14 protein-coding genes are annotated in these 15,174 nt (G+C 72.3%); 3 read left to right on the top strand and 11 right to left on the bottom strand.

Going from position 1 to position 15,174, the window contains the following annotated elements:
• Window positions 1-87 precede the first annotated feature (87 nt).
• On the bottom strand, window positions 88-546 hold the full coding sequence (locus ACZ5CW_RS04940) for a cyclic nucleotide-binding domain-containing protein (protein WP_468598434.1): 459 nt from the start codon (window positions 544-546) through the stop codon (window positions 88-90).
• Window positions 547-814: 268 nt separating this feature from the next.
• Window positions 815-1,057: a hypothetical protein gene (locus ACZ5CW_RS04935; RefSeq protein WP_468598432.1), complete on the bottom strand. Its 243-nt coding sequence runs from the start codon at window positions 1,055-1,057 to the stop codon at window positions 815-817.
• 122 nt (window positions 1,058-1,179) lie between these two features.
• Between ACZ5CW_RS04935 and ACZ5CW_RS04930 the strand changes: the two genes are divergently transcribed.
• Window positions 1,180-1,614 (top strand): ATP-binding protein, encoded by a 435-nt coding sequence (locus ACZ5CW_RS04930; RefSeq protein ID WP_468598430.1) that lies wholly within the window; start codon window positions 1,180-1,182, stop codon window positions 1,612-1,614.
• Between the two features lie 232 nt (window positions 1,615-1,846).
• Window positions 1,847-2,704, top strand: a complete 858-nt coding sequence (locus ACZ5CW_RS04925) for an RNA polymerase sigma factor SigF (RefSeq protein WP_468598428.1) — start codon at window positions 1,847-1,849, stop codon at window positions 2,702-2,704.
• Window positions 2,705-2,723: 19 nt separating this feature from the next.
• Here ACZ5CW_RS04925 and ACZ5CW_RS04920 read toward each other — a convergent pair whose 3' ends face one another.
• The 5 genes from ACZ5CW_RS04920 to ACZ5CW_RS04900 all read right to left on the bottom strand — a co-directional run bounded on the left by ACZ5CW_RS04920 (window position 2,724) and on the right by ACZ5CW_RS04900 (window position 9,430).
• On the bottom strand, window positions 2,724-4,946 hold the full coding sequence (locus ACZ5CW_RS04920; RefSeq protein ID WP_468598426.1) for an FUSC family protein: 2,223 nt from the start codon (window positions 4,944-4,946) through the stop codon (window positions 2,724-2,726).
• Between the two features lie 96 nt (window positions 4,947-5,042).
• Window positions 5,043-5,252, bottom strand: a complete 210-nt coding sequence (locus tag ACZ5CW_RS04915) for a DUF4287 domain-containing protein (protein ID WP_468598424.1) — start codon at window positions 5,250-5,252, stop codon at window positions 5,043-5,045.
• A 97-nt stretch (window positions 5,253-5,349) separates the two neighbouring features.
• Entirely contained in the window at window positions 5,350-6,726 is a 1,377-nt protein-coding gene (locus ACZ5CW_RS04910; RefSeq protein ID WP_468598423.1) for an NAD(P)/FAD-dependent oxidoreductase, read from the bottom strand.
• 220 nt (window positions 6,727-6,946) lie between these two features.
• Window positions 6,947-7,381 carry an ATP-binding protein gene (locus tag ACZ5CW_RS04905; RefSeq protein ID WP_468598421.1) on the bottom strand — a complete coding sequence of 145 codons (435 nt, stop codon included), beginning with the start codon at window positions 7,379-7,381 and terminating at the stop codon, window positions 6,947-6,949.
• A gap of 150 nt (window positions 7,382-7,531) precedes the next feature.
• Window positions 7,532-9,430, bottom strand: coding sequence for an AMP-dependent synthetase/ligase (locus tag ACZ5CW_RS04900; RefSeq protein ID WP_468598420.1), 1,899 nt, complete (start codon window positions 9,428-9,430; stop codon window positions 7,532-7,534).
• 151 nt (window positions 9,431-9,581) lie between these two features.
• On the opposite strand from ACZ5CW_RS04900, the gene ACZ5CW_RS04895 reads away from it, so the two are divergent.
• Window positions 9,582-9,815 carry a DUF6480 family protein gene (locus ACZ5CW_RS04895; protein WP_468598418.1) on the top strand — a complete coding sequence of 78 codons (234 nt, stop codon included), beginning with the start codon at window positions 9,582-9,584 and terminating at the stop codon, window positions 9,813-9,815.
• Window positions 9,816-9,824: 9 nt separating this feature from the next.
• Here the strand turns inward: ACZ5CW_RS04895 and ACZ5CW_RS04890 are convergent, their stop codons facing one another.
• From ACZ5CW_RS04890 to ACZ5CW_RS04875, 4 genes are all read right to left on the bottom strand, one after another.
• Window positions 9,825-10,913 carry a glutamate--cysteine ligase 2 gene (locus tag ACZ5CW_RS04890; protein ID WP_468598417.1) on the bottom strand — a complete coding sequence of 363 codons (1,089 nt, stop codon included), beginning with the start codon at window positions 10,911-10,913 and terminating at the stop codon, window positions 9,825-9,827.
• Window positions 10,914-11,004: 91 nt separating this feature from the next.
• On the bottom strand, window positions 11,005-13,242 hold the full coding sequence (gene glgB, locus ACZ5CW_RS04885; RefSeq protein WP_468598416.1) for a 1,4-alpha-glucan branching enzyme: 2,238 nt from the start codon (window positions 13,240-13,242) through the stop codon (window positions 11,005-11,007).
• 3 nt (window positions 13,243-13,245) lie between these two features.
• Window positions 13,246-14,610: a maltokinase N-terminal cap-like domain-containing protein gene (locus ACZ5CW_RS04880; protein ID WP_468598414.1), complete on the bottom strand. Its 1,365-nt coding sequence runs from the start codon at window positions 14,608-14,610 to the stop codon at window positions 13,246-13,248.
• Between the two features lie 31 nt (window positions 14,611-14,641).
• Window positions 14,642-15,174 (bottom strand): alpha-glucosidase C-terminal domain-containing protein (locus ACZ5CW_RS04875; protein WP_468598412.1); only part of this gene is annotated, 533 nt, incomplete at its 5' end.

Below are 15,174 nucleotides of genomic sequence, written 5' to 3'. Positions count from 1 at the left end.
CGGCAGGCCCATGCCCTGTTCCTCGCGGGGCCGCCCTCCGCGCGGCCGCCTCCGCGGGGCGACGACGGGAAGCTGAACGAGGGGCCCCTAGAACGGGCCGCCGCGCCGCCGGATCGCGTACTGGTCCATCAGCTTGCCGCGGGTCGCCTCCAGCCGGCCCGCCAGGACCTCGGCCACCGTCCGGACCAGGGAGAGGCCGAGCAGCGGGTCCTCCACGCACAACGCGAGCACCGCGGGTCCGTCGAACTCGTAGGCCCGTACGTTGCTGAAGGCCACGGCGCCGAAGTCCCACTCGTACGGCGGGAACAGCCACGACCAGCCCAGCAGGTCGCCCGCGCCGAGCGTGGCCACGGTCACCCGCTGCCGGGAGGTGACCTGCTGGTCCAGATGGACCGCGCCCGAGCGGATCACCCAGAACCGGTCGGCCGTGCCGCCCGCCTCGAAGATGCGGCTGTCCTCGGGGAAGGAGATCTCCTTGGCCAGCTCCATCAGGCGCTCGCGCTGTGCCTGGGGCAGAGCGGTGAGAAGTTTGATCGCTTTGGTCATGGCGCGGGCTCCTCGGCGGCGGTGCGGTCCGGGTGCTGTGCTCAACCCCATTTCAGCCGCTGCTGCCGCCCCGAGCACCTCGAAGAGCCCGGACTTCGGTGTTCCGGCCGCTTGCGGGCAGCAAAAAGCCCTGGCTGGACGGGGGAGACCAGCCAGGGCCGTATGCGGTGACGCGGGGAGGGGGGAAGGACGGTTCCGCTCCACTCCGGCATCACGTATGTATGAACGATAAACCATCTCGTGCACGTACGTGTAATCGGAAGCTGCTTCAGGTGACCCGTTTCACTCCCTCCGCCGTCACCGGTGACCCGCCCGGGCTCACGATCTCCTCCAGCACGCGCAGCACCGCCTCGTACGCCCGTGCCCGCCCCGCCGCCTCCCGCGCGCCCTCCGGATCGGTCGCCGTCAGGTGCTGCGCGCGCTCCCGCCAGGCCCGCTCCTCCGCGGCCGCGCGCTCCCTGCCCCGCCGGATCCGCCGCAACAACTCGTCCGCGTCCACGACATCGGTCATACCGGCCGGGTACCCGGCCGGCCCGTCGTGATGGCATCCGTGCCGAGGGCGTTTGACGGCGCGTCCAGGGGTCAGCCGAAAAGGGAAACCCTGTCAATCCGGGCAGCGCACAGGGAGGAAGGATGCTCGACAAGCACCGGACCAGCTCCTCCGCGACCCTGCGGGACCCATGCCGCCGACCGCCGTGCCGGCCCGCCGACGCCCGCAGAACGGTGCAGCGCGTGGTGGCCGAGCGGTGCCGGGCCCGCGCCCTGTCGTGCGCGCCCGAGGCCATGGAGGACGCCCTGCTGGTCACCTCGGAACTCGCCACCAACGCCATCCTGCACGGCGGCGGGATCACCGGCTTCGACGTCGACGTCGACTCCGGCGGCGTCCAGGTGTCGGTGAGCGACCGCAGCGACGACGTGCCGGTGGCCGTCGCGCCCGTGGACGAGCGCGGCCGCTTCCGGCCGGGCGGCCGCGGCTGGCCCATCGTCTGCCGGCTGGCGCGGGACGTCACGGTGGCGGAGCTGCCATGCGGCGGCAAGCGCATCACCGCCGTCGTCCCGCTGAACTGAAGCGGTTGCCGAAGTTCCGCCCACGGGTGTTTGCCCCCGGGGCCCGGGGGCAGACGGAATCTCGTGCTTCGGACCGGAGGCGCGCGCCCAGCGGGGAGCAGTACCGCTGCCAGGGCCCCCTACCGGCGGCCGGGCGGTGCACCCGCGGCGAACCCTGACACCACCGTTCGGGCCAGGACCCGGAACCCATGTTCCGGCTCTGCCCGGAAACCACGTTCAGGAGCGATTCCGCATGCTGACCGACATGTCGACAGGCCGCCCCGGCGCGCCCGCCACCACCGCCGCGGGCGGGGCGCCCGCCCGGCGCAGTCACGACGACGCCCCCGACACCATGGAGCTGTTCACCCGGCTCGCGGAACTGGAGGACGGTCCCGAGCGGGACGCCGTACGCGACGAACTCGTGAGCGCCTGGCTGCCCATGGCCCACCGGATCGCCGGCCGCTTCCGCGACCGCGGCGAGTCCGTCGAGGACCTGCGCCAGGTGGCCGCGCTCGGGCTGGTGAAGGCGATCGACCGGTTCGACCCGTCGCGCGGGGCCTTCGAGAGCTACGCCGTGCCGACCATCACCGGAGAGGTCAAGCGGCACTTCCGCGACCGGATGTGGGCGCTGAGGGTGCCGCGGAGGGTGCAGGAGCTGCGCAACCGGGTCCGGGTGGCCCGCCGGGAACTCACCCAGAACCCCGGCAGCCCCGAGCCCACCGTCGCCGGCATCGCCGCGCACACCGGGCTCAGCGAGGAGGAGGTGTCCGCGGGCATGGAGGCGCTGGAGAGCTTCAGCACCCTGTCGCTGGACGCCGAACTCTCCGCCGGCGGCGACGACGGCTACAGCCTCGCCGACACGCTCGGCGCGACGGACGCCTCCTACGACGTCGTCGTCGACCGCGAGGCCGCCAAGGAAGGGCTGCGCCGCCTGCCCGAACGCGAGCGGGCGATCCTGTACATGCGCTTCTTCGAGGACATGACGCAGAGCCGTATCGCCGACCGGCTCGGCATCTCCCAGATGCACGTCTCCCGCCTGATCAGCCGCAGTTGCGCCCGGGTCCGCGACGAGGCGCTGGGCGGCCGCCCGGGCGGCACCGGACCGGAGTGAGGGCCGGCCTCGCGGGGTGTCACTTCTTCGGCTCGGCCGCGCCGGTGGGGACGTCCAGCGGCCGGGCCAGTCCGGAGACCGCCTCGTCCAGCCGTTGCAGATGGCGCAGCACCCGGTCGGTGACCCGGCCGTAGCGCGGGGTGCGCAGGGTTCCCGGCTCCAGCATCGAGGCGATGCTGGGGCCGCTCTCGATTCCGGCCGGGGAGCGCGGATCGGTGACGTGCGCGGCGATCGCCTCGATGTTGTGCACGATCCGGCCGCACGCCCCGCGCAGCCGGGGGTCCGCCGCGATCGCCGGGTGCGTCGGCAGCAGCTCGGCCGTCGCCGCGAGCGACCGCGCGTGGTAGGCACAGGTCTCCAGCAGCGCCACCACGTACCGGGCGGTGTCCCGGCGGGAGCGCAGCGGGGTGATCGGGTGGGTCAGCGGCTGGGTGGCCCCGCGCAGATCGGCCAGCGCCTGGTCCAGGTCGCGCGCCTGCTCCACCAGGTCCGCACCGGCGCCACCGCTCAACTGGTCGACGGCGGCCCGGGTGACGGCGGCGAGCCGGTCCAGGACCTCGACGAGGAGTTCGTTGGTGCGGCGGTCGGTGTGGATCGGCAGCACCAGGGCCGCCGCGATCACCCCGCAGGCCGCGCCCAGCGCCGTCTCCTCCACCCGCAGCACCAGCACCGCCATGCTGTAGGTGTTGAGCAGCGTGTACAGCAGCCCGAGCGCGGCCGTGACGAAGAACGACATCAGCGTGTACGACAGGGGCGCCGTGTAGAACATGGCGAACACGAACACCAGCACCAGCGCGAACGCCGTCCAGGTGTGGTGCCCGACCAGCCCGGCGAGCACGATGCCCGCCACCACACCGAGCATCGTGCCGACCAGCCGCCGGTAGCCCTTCACCAGGATCTCCCCGGTGGACGCGGTGTTGATGAAGACGATCCAGCAGGTCAGCACCGCCCAGTACCAGCGCTGGCTGGACAGCAGCTCGCCCCCGGCGATGGCGAGGAGGGAACCGACCGCGACCTGGACGGCCGCCCGGGTGGTGGGCCGCTTCAGGCCGGCCGGTTTCCCTTCCTCCGGCTCGCTCTCCTCGCTGATCTCGATCGCGGCGTCCTCCGCGTCCAGCTCCTCGCGCGAGCGGGCGGTCGCGGGGCTGTCGTCCGACTCGTCCTGCGGCCCGTCGAGGGCGAGCCGCAGCCCCAGCGCGGCCCGGGCCGCCTCGCCCAGGCCCCGGAAGACGTCCTGTACCGCCGGGGCGGCCGCGGGCAGGTTCTCCTCCTCGCGGTAGCCGAGCAGCCGGTTGCGGACCTGCGCGAGCGCCGTCCCGGAGGCCTCACCGACCGGCCGCAGCATCAGCAGCCGCAGCGCCTGCAGGTCCCGGCGCAGCGTGTCCTTCGCCTCGTCCCGCACCGGCGCCCCACCCCCCGAGGGCAGGGGTGCGCCCGGCAGATGCAGGGTCAGGGTGTGGGTGCGCTCGGCGCTGCGCGCGGTGAGCAACAGCAGTCCGAGCCGCTCCGCGGCGATCTCGGCGTCCGCGATCCGGCGCTGCAGCAGCCGGGCCACCGAGGGGTCCGAGGTGCCGTCCTCCAGTCGCCCCTGGATCATCAGCGCCGTCTCGTGCAGCCGCGCGGTCCCGGTGCGCAGGTCCGCCAGCACCTTCTCCACCTCGTCGGGACCGGCGTCCAGCAGCTGGACCTGGCTGGCGATCAACTGGGCGAGCCGGGCGCGGAAGGCCCGCCGCAGCCGGTCCAGGGTGCCCGCCGGCGTCTGCGGCAGCAGCACGAAGCGGGCAGCGGCACTGCACACGAACGCCACGCAGACGACGCCGTAGAGCGCGGGCAGCGCGGAGGTGGTCGCGTGCACGAACAGCGAGAGGAAGTAGATCTGAAAGCCGATCAGCCCCAGCGCCGTGCCGCGGTCGCCGAACCGGCGGCCGTAGACGGCGCTGAAGATGAGGACGACGAAGAACACGTCCCCGACGAGGAGGCGTTGGCCCAGCAGCGCGCCCAGCGAGACCGAGGCCAGCGCCACCGGCAGGCCGAGGGCGAGCGTGACGGCCTGCTGGGCGCGCTGCTTCTCCCGGACGGCGAAGGTGGAGACCATCGCCGCCATGGCGCCGGCGACCAGGTGGGGCACCGGGACCCGGGCTACGCCGAGGACTGCGAGGGTGAGGGCGATGGCGGTGACCGTGCGCAGCCCCGCGGTGAGCCGGAGCAGCCCGGGGTCGGACGCCGCGAGCCGGTCCCACATCCGTACCCGTCCCGACCGTCCCGCTGACCTCACGCCGCCGTGCTCTCTCCCGTGCCGGAAATCGATCTCCGACCCAGCATCGCACGAGGGCCGGCCCTACCTCCCTTCGGCCGGCGTCGCGGCCACCAGGGCGTTGGCGTGTCCGTGCCCGAGACCGTGCTCGGACTTCAGCCAGCGCACCAGCTCCATGTGCTTCGTCAGCGGCGAGGAACGGATCAGCTCCTGCCACTCGCCGATCGGGCGGCCGTACTTCTGCTCGATCGAGGGGAAGTAGCTCGCGGGGCCCTTCACGGTCTTCTCGGTCATGCCGGTGTGTCCCATCCGTGTGACGTTCTCCGATCACCGGGTGAGACCGCCGATCGGGTGGGAAATGATCGACGGTCCCTCGGTGATCCGCGTCACATCAGGGGCTGTCGACGGCCTTGCCCTCGACCCGGGCCCGCACCTGTTCCGGCGTCAGGTACGAGTCGGTGAACTCGAAGTCCTTCAGCCGGGCGGGCTTGCGGGCCTGGAAGCCGGTGCGGACGAAGTCGTCGCCCGCGACCGCGTTCAGCAGCCAGTTGGTCATCACCCGGGTCTTGGCGACGTTGGTGCGCAGCGCCGACCAGTGGTAGCCGCGGGCCACCGCCTGGGCGGGCACCCCGCGCAGCTCGATGCCCAGCGGCTTGGACACGGCGTCCTTGCCACCGAGGTCGACCACGAGACCCAGGTCCTTGTGCACGTACGGCCTCATCGGCTGGTTGCGCAGGGTCGCGATGACGTTGTCGGCGACCTTCCTGCCCTGGCGCATGGCGTGCTGCGCGGTGGGCGGGCAGACCGCGCCCTCCTGGTGCTTGGCCACGTCGGGCACGGCGGCCGCGTCCCCGAGCGCGAACACACCGTCGTGGCCCGGCAGGCACATCTCCGCGGTGACCGCCAGCCGGCCGCGGACCGTCTCCGCTCCGAGCGTGGCGATCAGCGGGCTGGCGACCACGCCCGCCGTCCAGATGAGGGTGTGCGTCGGCACCACCCGGCCGTCGGTGAAGGTGACCTCCTCCGCGGCGGCCTTGTCGATGGACACACCCAGCGAGACGTCGATGCCCCGCCGCTTGAGGATCTCCTGCGCGCTGCGCCCGAGCTTGTCGCCCAGCTCGGGCATCAGCTTGGGCGCGATGTCGATCAGGTGCCACTTGATCAGGCCCGGATCCAGGCGCGGATAGCGCTGTACGGCGGCGTGCGTGAGCCGTTGCAGACAGGCCGCGGTCTCGGTGCCGGCGTACCCTCCGCCGACGACCACGAACTGCAGCCGCGCGGCCCGTTCGGCCGGGTCGTCGCTGGCGTCCGCGAGGTCCAGCTGCGAGATGACGTGGTCACGGATGTAGGCGGCTTCGGCGAGCGTCTTCATCCCGAAGGCGTGCTCGGTCAGCCCCGGGATGTCGAAGGTGCGCGTCACGCTGCCCGGTGCCAGCACGATGTAGTCGTAGGGCTCGTTGACGATCTTGTCGGTGATGGTGCGCACGACGCACACCTTGGCCTTGAGGTCCACGCCGATCGCGCCGCCGGGGATGATCCGGGTGCGGTACTTCTTGCTGCGGCGCAGCGAGAGGGCGATCGACTGCGGCGTGAGCACGCCGGAGGCGACCTGGGGCAGCAGAGGCAGATACAGCTGGTAGGCGTATGGCGTCACCAGGGTGACGTCGGCCTCGTCGGGGGCGAGTTTCCGCTCCAGGCGGCGGACGCAATCCACTCCGGCGAAGCCGGCGCCCACCACCAGGATCCTGGGTCGTGTCACGGTGTTCATCCCTTTCTGCGGCTCCAGGCGGTCCGACTCGACGCCGTTCGCATGCCCTGGATCGCTGTACGCCAACTTCGATCCCACCGTGGCCCGAGCCGTTCCGCCGGCTGGGTGCGGCAGGCAGACGAACGCGTGGGCACCAGCATGCCCCCGCTCCCGGTGGAGTAACCGGTCGGCGCACGGATACACGTCGCACACGTGACGGGCCCGCCCGATCCGAGCGCCGTCACCAGGGCAGGAACACGTGAATGTCCTTGCCGCGGTCGTGGACGACCACGCTGACCTGGGTGCACAGCGTGTGCACCAGATGCCAGCCGATCCCGCCACCGCCCGTCCGCGGATGGAAGGGCCGCGGCTCCGGTTTGGTCGTGCTCGTGTCGCGCATCGTCACGTGCACGCCGTCGAAGGTGCGGCGCATCCGCAGGTCGAACGGCCCGGGCGCGTACTGGATCACGTTGGCGGCCAGCTCGGTCACCACCAGCAGAATGTCGTCCCAGTACTCGTGCGCGCCCGGCGGCGCGTCCCTCGACAGCACGCACAGGAAGTCCTCCGCGGCGAGCCGCGCCTCCGTGACGTTGCGCAGCTCACCGGCGAAGGAGACCGTACGTTCGTACCTCTCCTCCGAGGGTGGTGTGTCGTCCCAACGCGGCTCCGTCGCCATCTCGCATTCCCCGGTCCCGGCGGGGAGGGATTCCCGAACCCCTTCTACCAGGACGGTCGTAGTTGCTGATCTCTCTCTGCGTGGCGGGTTCCCACAGCCCGGCAGGCTATCCGTCCGCCGCGGGACGTCGCTTCGCGCGGGTGCGCCTCCTCAGCGGAAGACATCGTCCGGTTCGTCCCAGTCGGCAGGTTCCTGCGGTCCCCGCCGGGACGAGGAGCGTGCCTCGTACATCGCCTCGATCTCGGCGGCGTAGTGCCGCACGACGGCCCCCCGGCGCAGCTTCATGGAGGGGGTGAGCAGCCCGTTGTCCGCGGCGAACGGCTCCTGGAGCACCCGGTAGACCCTGATGGACTCCGAGCGGGAGACGGCGCTGTTCGCCGAGGCCACGGCCCGCGCGATCTCCTCCCGCAGCGCGTTCTCCTCGCGGGCCTCCCGGCCCGCGAGGTCGCCCTGCAGGGCCAGCGCTGCCCGCCAGTGTCCGAGGAACTCCGGATCCAGGGTGATCAGGGCGCCGACGCAGGGCCGGTCGTCGCCGATCACCACCGCCTGATGGACCAGCGGGTGCATCCGCAACCGCTGCTCCAGCGGGGCCGGGGCGACGCTCTTGCCGCCGCTGGTGACGATGATCTCCTTCTTGCGTCCGGTGATCGTCAGATAGCCCTCGGCGTCCAGCCGCCCGATGTCCCCGGTGGCCAGCCAGCCGCCGCGCAGCGCGGCCCGCGTCGCCGCCTCGTCGCCGGCGTAGCCCTGGAACACCGACGGCCCGCGCACCAGGATCTCCCCGTCGTCGGCCACCTGGACCTCGGTGCCCGGCAGCGGCCGGCCCACGGTCCCGGACTTCTCCCGGCCGAGCGGCTGCATGGTGATCCCGCCGGAGGACTCGGTGAGCCCGTACCCGTCATGGACGTACACGCCGATGCCCTCGTAGAACAGGGACAGTTCGCGGCTGAGCGAGGAACCGCCGGAGGTGCCGCGCAGGACGCGGCCGCCGAGCGCCGCGCGCAATCTGCGGTACACCGTCCGCTCGTACAGGGCGTGTTGCAGTCTGAGATCGAGCCCGGGGCCCGCACCACCGCCCAGCCGGCGGCGTTCCTCGGCCGCGGCGAAGTCCCGCGCGGTCTGCGCGGCCCGCTCGAACAGCGCCCCCCGGCCCGCCCGGTCCGCGGCACGCCAGAAATTCTTGTACAGCTTCTCGAACACCGACGGCACGCCGTACAGATACGTCGGCCGGAACGTGGTCAGAGCCGACGCCAGCGCCGCCTCGGACAGCTCCGGCTCGTGTGCCATCAGCACACCGCCGCGCACGCACGTCAGCATGATCATGATGCCGTAGACGTGGGAGAACGGCAGGAAGGCCAGGACGGAGGGCTGTACGCCCGGTGGTGCCGCGGTGTGGGCCCAGCCGGCCAGCAGGGTGTCGCAGGGGTAGGCGAGGCCGCGGTGGCTGAGCGCGCACCCCAGGGGACGCCCCGAGGTGCCGGAGGTGTAGACGATGGCCGCCGTGGAGTCCGGCAGCACGATCCGGCGCAGCGACTCCACGGTGGTGTACGGCACCACCGCGCCCCGTTCGACGAGTTCGTGCAGCGCGTCCGCGTCGAGCTGCCAGACGTGCCGCAGCCGCGGCAGCCTGGTGCACACGGTGCCGACGGTCATCACGCCCTGCTCGTCCTCGACGACCACGGCCACGCAGCCGGCGTCCCGCAGGATCCACTCGACCTGGTCGCGCGAGGAGGCCGGATGGATCGGCACGACCTCGGCGCCGACGGCCCACAGCGCGTGGCTGAACACCGTCCACTCGTAGCGGGTACGGGTCATCAGCGCCACCCGGTGACCGGGCGAGATGCCGGTGGCGATCAGCCCCTTGGCCAGGTCGATCACCTCGTCCCGTACCTCGAGGGCCGTCACCTCCTCCCACACGGAGGCAGCGGGGTCCGCGCGGCGCGCGAGGAGGGGCAGGGTCGGATTCCGGTCCGCCGTGTCGAAGAGGCTGTCGGCCAGGCCGCCGGTGAGCGGCGGGGTAACGGCTGGAGCGAGGGCGACGTCCCGCATGCGCTGCTCCCGTGGTGTACGGAGGGTCACTCCGCCGATCGGCTCGGTGTCGGCGGTGCTCGAATGTAGCCCAGGTGAGCGCGTTCGGTGCCGGGAACGGGGAAGTCGTGATCAGCTGATGATGTGGGCGTGTCCTGGGGACTCGGAGGACATGAGCCATGTGAACCCCGATCCGGAGCCCGAGCGCACCACCGGGCTGGAGCCCGGAGGCGGCGTCCCGCCCGGCGAGACCCCGCCCGCCGAGAGCAGCCTGCCCGGGGCAGGGCCCCAGGAGACGCACAATCCGCCCAAAGGCTGGGCCAAGGCGCCGCTGACGCTGATCCTCGTCCTCGTCGCCCTGATCGCGGCCTTCTTCCTGGTGTACGCCCTGGTGCTGATCCTCTGACCGGGTCACTCAGTCCTGGGTGTGCCGTACGCACGCGGTGACCACGTCCCGCAGGCTGTCGTGGCGTTCCAGCAGCCCGCGCTGTCGGCGTGCGCCGTTGCCCGTCCGCAGCAGCTTCTCGACGGCCTGCTCGGCGCGGGCGGCGTCGCCGCTGGCGTCGAGCGCGGCCCCCGTGTGCTCCAGCACGGAGTGCAACACCTCCGGGGCCGGGCGGGGCCGCAGGGTCACCGGGTCGAGCAGTTCACCCTCCAAGCCTTCGCGGGCGGCCTGCCAGGCGGCCATCCTGAGCAGGCTCACGCTGTGGTCGAGCGGCGGCCGGCCGGCCCGCCAGTCCCGCGCGGCCGTCTCCACCAGCGCACGGGCCAGCGTGGCGACGAGCACGGCGGTCTCCGCGCACAGGCACACGTCCGCCACCCGGATCTCCACCGTCGGGTACTGGGCGGACAGACGGGCGTCGAAGTAGACCATCGCCTCGTCCAGGATGACGCCGGTGGCCACCATGTCCGCCACGCGCCGGTGGTACCGCTCGGGTGAGCCGAACAGCTCGGTCGGCCCGGCCGACGGCCAGCGCCCCCACACCCGGCTGCGGTAACTGGCGTAACCGGTGTCCCCGCCCTGCCAGAACGGGGAGTTGGCGCTGATCGCGATCAGCACCGGCAGCCACGGACGGATCCGGTCGAGGACCGCGACCCCCTCCTCGTCCGAGTCCACAGAAACATGTACATGACAGCCACAGACCAGTTGGTCCCGGGTGCCGACCCCGTAGCGCTCGGCCAGCCACTCGTAGCGCTCGTTGACAGTGAGGGAGGGACTGACCGGCAGCGGAGAGGTGGCGAGCGCGGCGACCGCGCAGCCGATCTCCCCGGCGTGCCGGGCCGCCTCCTTGCGGCAGCGCACGATCTCCGCCCCCAGGGCCGCCATGTCCGACTGCGGATGCGTGGCGAACTCCAGCATCTGCCCGAACAGCTCCTTCTCGAACACGTCGTGGCCGGGATCGTCGTGTGCGGCACGGGCGAGCACGGCCGCCGCCAGCGCTTTCGGGTCGCCGCTGTAGGGATCGACCAGAAGGAGTTCCTCCTCCACTCCGACGGTGCGCACGTGGTGCCGCCCTTCTGTACGTGCCCCGAGAGGCAGTCGCGGGTCCGTAGCCCCCGACTGCCCCTGGGACCGCCGCCGACACCTGCGGCTTTCAGCGCTCCGGCGTCAGCCAGACCGTGGCGAGCGGCGGGAGCGTGAGGTTCAGGAAACCGTCCGACGGTTTCAGCGGCCCCTCCGTGCCGACCCCGCTGCCGCCGTAGCGGACGTCGTCCGTGTTCAGCTCCTGCTGCCAGGCCGGCACCTCGCCCGGCACCCACAGCCGGTAGTCGTGCCGGACGACGGGGGAGAAGTTCGACACCGCCAGCAGCGGGGACCCCTGCGCGCCGAAGCGCAGGAACGCGAAGACGTTGTCGTCCGCCGCGTCGCACAGCACCCACCGGAAGCCGCCCGGGTCGGTGTCCCGCTGCCACAGCGCGGGCGTCGCCCGGTACCGCTCGTTCAGGTCCCGCACCAGCCGCTGGACCCCCCGGTGATCGCCGGCGGAGTGGTAGTCGTCGCCGAGCAGCCACCACTCCGGACCGTGCGCCTCGGACCACTCGGCGCCCTGGGCGAACTCCTGCCCCATGAAGAGGAGCTGCTTGCCCGGGTGGGCCCACATGAAGCCGAGGTAGGCACGGTGGTTGGCGCGCCGCTGCCACCAGTCGCCCGGCATCTTCGACACCAGTGCCTGCTTGCCGTGCACTACCTCGTCGTGCGAGATGGGCAGCACGTAGTTCTCGCTGTAGGCGTACACCATCGCGAAGGTCATCTCGTTGTGGTGGTACTTGCGGTGCACCGGCTCCTTCTGGACGTACTCCAGCGAGTCGTGCATCCAGCCCATGTTCCACTTCAGCCCGAAGCCGAGCCCGCCGCTGTCCGTCGGCCGGGTCACCCCGTCCCACGCGGTGGACTCCTCGGCGATGGTGACCACGCCGGGGCAGCGCCGGTAGACGGTGGCGTTCATCTCCTGCAGGAAGGCCACCGCGTCCAGGTCCTCCCGCCCCCCGAAGACGTTCGGCTCCCACTGGCCGGAGTCCCGCGAGTAGTCGAGGTAGAGCATGGAGGCGACGGCGTCCACGCGCAGCCCGTCGATGTGGAACTCCTGGCACCAGTACACCGCGTTGGCGACGAGGAAGTTGCGCACCTCGGTCCGCCCGTAGTCGAACTCGTACGTCCCCCAGTCCGGATGCTCGGCCCGCCGCCAGTCCCCGGGCTCGTACAGCGGATCCCCGTCGAACCGGGCCAGCGCCCAGTCGTCCTTCGGGAAGTGCGCCGGCACCCAGTCCATGATCACGCCGATGCCGGCCCGGTGCAGCGCGTCCACCAGGTACCGGAAGTCGTCCGGCGAGCCGAGCCGGGGCGTCGGCGCGTAGTAGGACGTGACCTGGTAGCCCCAGGAGCCGCTGAACGGATGCCCGGCGACCGGCATCAGCTCGACGTGCGTGAAGCCCATCTCCTTGACGTACGCGGGCAGTTCGTCGGCCAGCCGACGGTACGTCGAGCCGGGCCGCCAGGACGGCAGATGCACCTCGTACACCGAGAACGGCGCCTCGTGCACGGGCGTGTCACCGCGGTGCGCCATCCACTCCGCGTCACCCCACTCGTACCGCGAGGCCGTCACGATCGACGCCGTGTCCGGCGGCACCTCGGTGCTCCGCGCCATCGGGTCGGCCTTGAGGAAACGATGGCCGTAGCGGGAGGTGATCTCGAACTTGTACCGGGCGCCCTCGCCGATCCCGGGCAGGAACAGCTCCCACACCCCGGATGCGCCGAGCGAGCGCATCGGGTACTGGGTGCCGTCCCAGTACGTGAACTCCCCGGCGACCCGGACCCCCTGGGCGTTGGGCGCCCACACGGTGAAGCGGGTGCCGGTCACACCCTGATGGGTCATCGGCTCCGCGCCGAGCGCCTGCCACAGCTGCTCGTGCCGGCCCTCCCGGATCAGATGCAGGTCCAGCTCGCCGAGGGAGGGCAGGAACCGGTACGGATCGTGCACCTCCTGCTCGCCGTCGTCGTACGCCACCAGCAGCGTGTACGACGGGATCTGCGAGCAGGGGAGGACGGCCGCGAAGAGACCGTCGCCCTCCGACTCGAGCCGGTGCCGCGTGCCGTCGGTCACGACGCTCACCGCGCGGGCGTTCGGGCGCAGCGCCCGGAACAGGGTGCCGCCCTCGACCGGGTGGGCGCCCAGCAGGGCGTGCGGATCGTGGTGCGCGCCGCCCAGCAGCCGGCCGCGGTCGGCTGGGTCGAGCACGGCGAGAGGGGGATTCCCCGGGACGGAGTCCGGGGGAGGGGCGGCGGGTGCCTTGGGCCCCGCGGCCTCGGGGCGCGTGGTGTCGCGCAGTGCCATGACTCAGCCTCCCCACACGGCGAGTCGCTTGATCGCCGCCATCGGTACCGGCAGCCAGTCCGGTCGGTGTCTCGCCTCGTACAGCACCTCGTAGACCGCCCTGTCCGTCTCGTGCGCGCGCAGCAGCGCGTGCTTCTTGCGTGGATCCCAACCGGCGCGGGCCGCGTAGCCCGCGCAGAACGCCTCCCGGCAGCGGCGCGCCCACTCGGGTCGCCAGGGGCGGCGCTGCCGGGCCGCGTAGTCGAAGGAGCGCAGCATCCCGGCCACGTCGCGCACCGGGGACTGCGGGGCCCGCCGCTCGGCGAGCGGCCGGGACGGTTCCCCCTCGAAGTCGATGACGAACCAGTCACGGCCGGCCCGCAGCACCTGCCCGAGGTGCAGATCGCCGTGGATGCGCTGGGCGGGCGGCCCGGTGTCGCACGTGGCGAGCGCTCCGAACGCGGCCCGCAGCCCGGGCACGAAGGGCCGCAGCCCGGGTACGGCGTGCGCGGCGGCGTCCAGCCGCGCGCACATCGCCTCGGCCGTGCGGCCGTTCTCGCCCGGCCCGGCCGGCGCGAACGCCTCGGCCAGGGAGAGGTGCACCTCGGCCATGGCCCGTCCCAGCTCGTGGGCCTCGACGGTGAAGTCGTCACCGGCGGCGAGCGCCCCGAGCGCCAGCGTCCAGCCGTCGGTGGCGTCCGGCAGGAACGGCTGGAGCACGCCGAGCGTGGCGGGCTGCGGCGCGGTCGTCCCGAACCAGGCCACCGGCGCGGGCACCCGGGTGCAGCCCTGCGCCGCCAGCGCGGCCGACACCTCCAGGTCCGGGTTGACGCCCGGCTGGATGCGGCGGAAGACCTTCAGGATGTACGCGTCCCCGTACACGATCGACGAGTTGGACTGCTCGGCGTCCAGCAGGCGCGGCGGCAGCCCCCCTGGCAGGTGTGCGGCCGGATCCGCCTCGAAGCGCAGCGGCCCCGCCGCGCCGGGCTGCCGCAGCCGCTCCAGCAGCAGATGGGCCGAGCGCGGGTCGTGCAGCGCGTCGTAGACCGCGAGCCCGGCCAGCGGGCCCTCGCTCGCCCGCCCGATGAACGCCCGCTCGAGCCGCGGCGCCAGGTGCTCGCGCAGCCCCAGCAGCAGCTGGTAGCAGTCCCCGGGCGGGGGAGTGCCGCCGGGCGTGGGCACGGGCGCGTGCGAGGCGTGCACCAGCAGGTGCATACATCCCGGGAACAGCTCGGTCACGGACAGCACCGACAGATCGGTGACGGGCCGGTCCTTGCCGGCGAACCAGCGTTGCCGCGGCAACCACTCACGCAACAGCGCGCCGAGCGAGGCCAGGGGGCCGTCGACGCCGACGGCGGCTCTCGGTCGGGGAGTGATGGTCTTCGGCATGGTGACGCGTCCTTTCCTCGGCGCCGGGAGGTCAGCGGCGGCGGCCGATGCGGGATGCGACTCGGGCGAGCCGGAACCAGTAGAAGCCGTGGCCTTGCAGGGTGAGCAGGTAGGGAAGTTCACCGATGGCGGGGAAGCGGACACCGCCGATCAGCTCGACCGGATGCCGTCCGTCATAGGCCCGCAGGTCGAGTTCGGTGGGCTGCGCGAAGCGGGAGAAGTTGTTCACGCACAGCACCAGGTCGTCGCCGTACTCGCGCAGGAACGCCAGGACCGCCGGGTTGGAGGACTGCAGTTCCGTGTACGAGCCGAGCCCGAAGGCGGGATTCTGCTTGCGGATCTCGATCATGCGGCGTGTCCAGTGCAGCAGGCTGGACGGGGAGGACATGGAGGCCTCCACGTTGGTGACCTGGTAGCCGTAGACCGGGTCCATGATCGTGGGCAGGGACAGGCGTCCCGGATCGCACGTCGAGAAGCCCGCGTTGCGGTCGGGGGTCCACTGCATCGGGGTGCGTACGGCGTCGCGGTCGCCGAGCCAGATGTTGTCGCCCATGCCGATCTCGT

The organism is Streptomyces sp. NPDC031379, assembly GCF_055569615.1.
The sequence above is the reverse complement of the archived record's forward strand: the minus strand, read 5'-3'. Positions and strand labels throughout refer to the sequence as shown.

Excerpts from the sequence above, each read along its gene's own strand:
- ACZ5CW_RS04915 (WP_468598424.1), bottom strand. The coding sequence starts at position 5,252 with ATGACCGAGAAGACCGTGAAGGGCCCCGCGAGCTACTTCCCCTCGATC.
- ACZ5CW_RS04925 (WP_468598428.1), top strand. The coding sequence starts at position 1,847 with ATGCTGACCGACATGTCGACAGGCCGCCCCGGCGCGCCCGCCACCACC.
- ACZ5CW_RS04900 (WP_468598420.1), bottom strand. The coding sequence starts at position 9,430 with ATGCGGGACGTCGCCCTCGCTCCAGCCGTTACCCCGCCGCTCACCGGC.
- ACZ5CW_RS04935 (WP_468598432.1), bottom strand. The coding sequence starts at position 1,057 with ATGACCGATGTCGTGGACGCGGACGAGTTGTTGCGGCGGATCCGGCGG.
- ACZ5CW_RS04930 (WP_468598430.1), top strand. The coding sequence starts at position 1,180 with ATGCTCGACAAGCACCGGACCAGCTCCTCCGCGACCCTGCGGGACCCA.
- glgB (WP_468598416.1), bottom strand. The coding sequence starts at position 13,242 with ATGGCACTGCGCGACACCACGCGCCCCGAGGCCGCGGGGCCCAAGGCA.
- ACZ5CW_RS04940 (WP_468598434.1), bottom strand. The coding sequence starts at position 546 with ATGACCAAAGCGATCAAACTTCTCACCGCTCTGCCCCAGGCACAGCGC.
- ACZ5CW_RS04880 (WP_468598414.1), bottom strand. The coding sequence starts at position 14,610 with ATGCCGAAGACCATCACTCCCCGACCGAGAGCCGCCGTCGGCGTCGAC.
- ACZ5CW_RS04920 (WP_468598426.1), bottom strand. The coding sequence starts at position 4,946 with ATGTGGGACCGGCTCGCGGCGTCCGACCCCGGGCTGCTCCGGCTCACC.
- ACZ5CW_RS04910 (WP_468598423.1), bottom strand. The coding sequence starts at position 6,726 with ATGAACACCGTGACACGACCCAGGATCCTGGTGGTGGGCGCCGGCTTC.
- ACZ5CW_RS04905 (WP_468598421.1), bottom strand. The coding sequence starts at position 7,381 with ATGGCGACGGAGCCGCGTTGGGACGACACACCACCCTCGGAGGAGAGG.
- ACZ5CW_RS04895 (WP_468598418.1), top strand. The coding sequence starts at position 9,582 with ATGAGCCATGTGAACCCCGATCCGGAGCCCGAGCGCACCACCGGGCTG.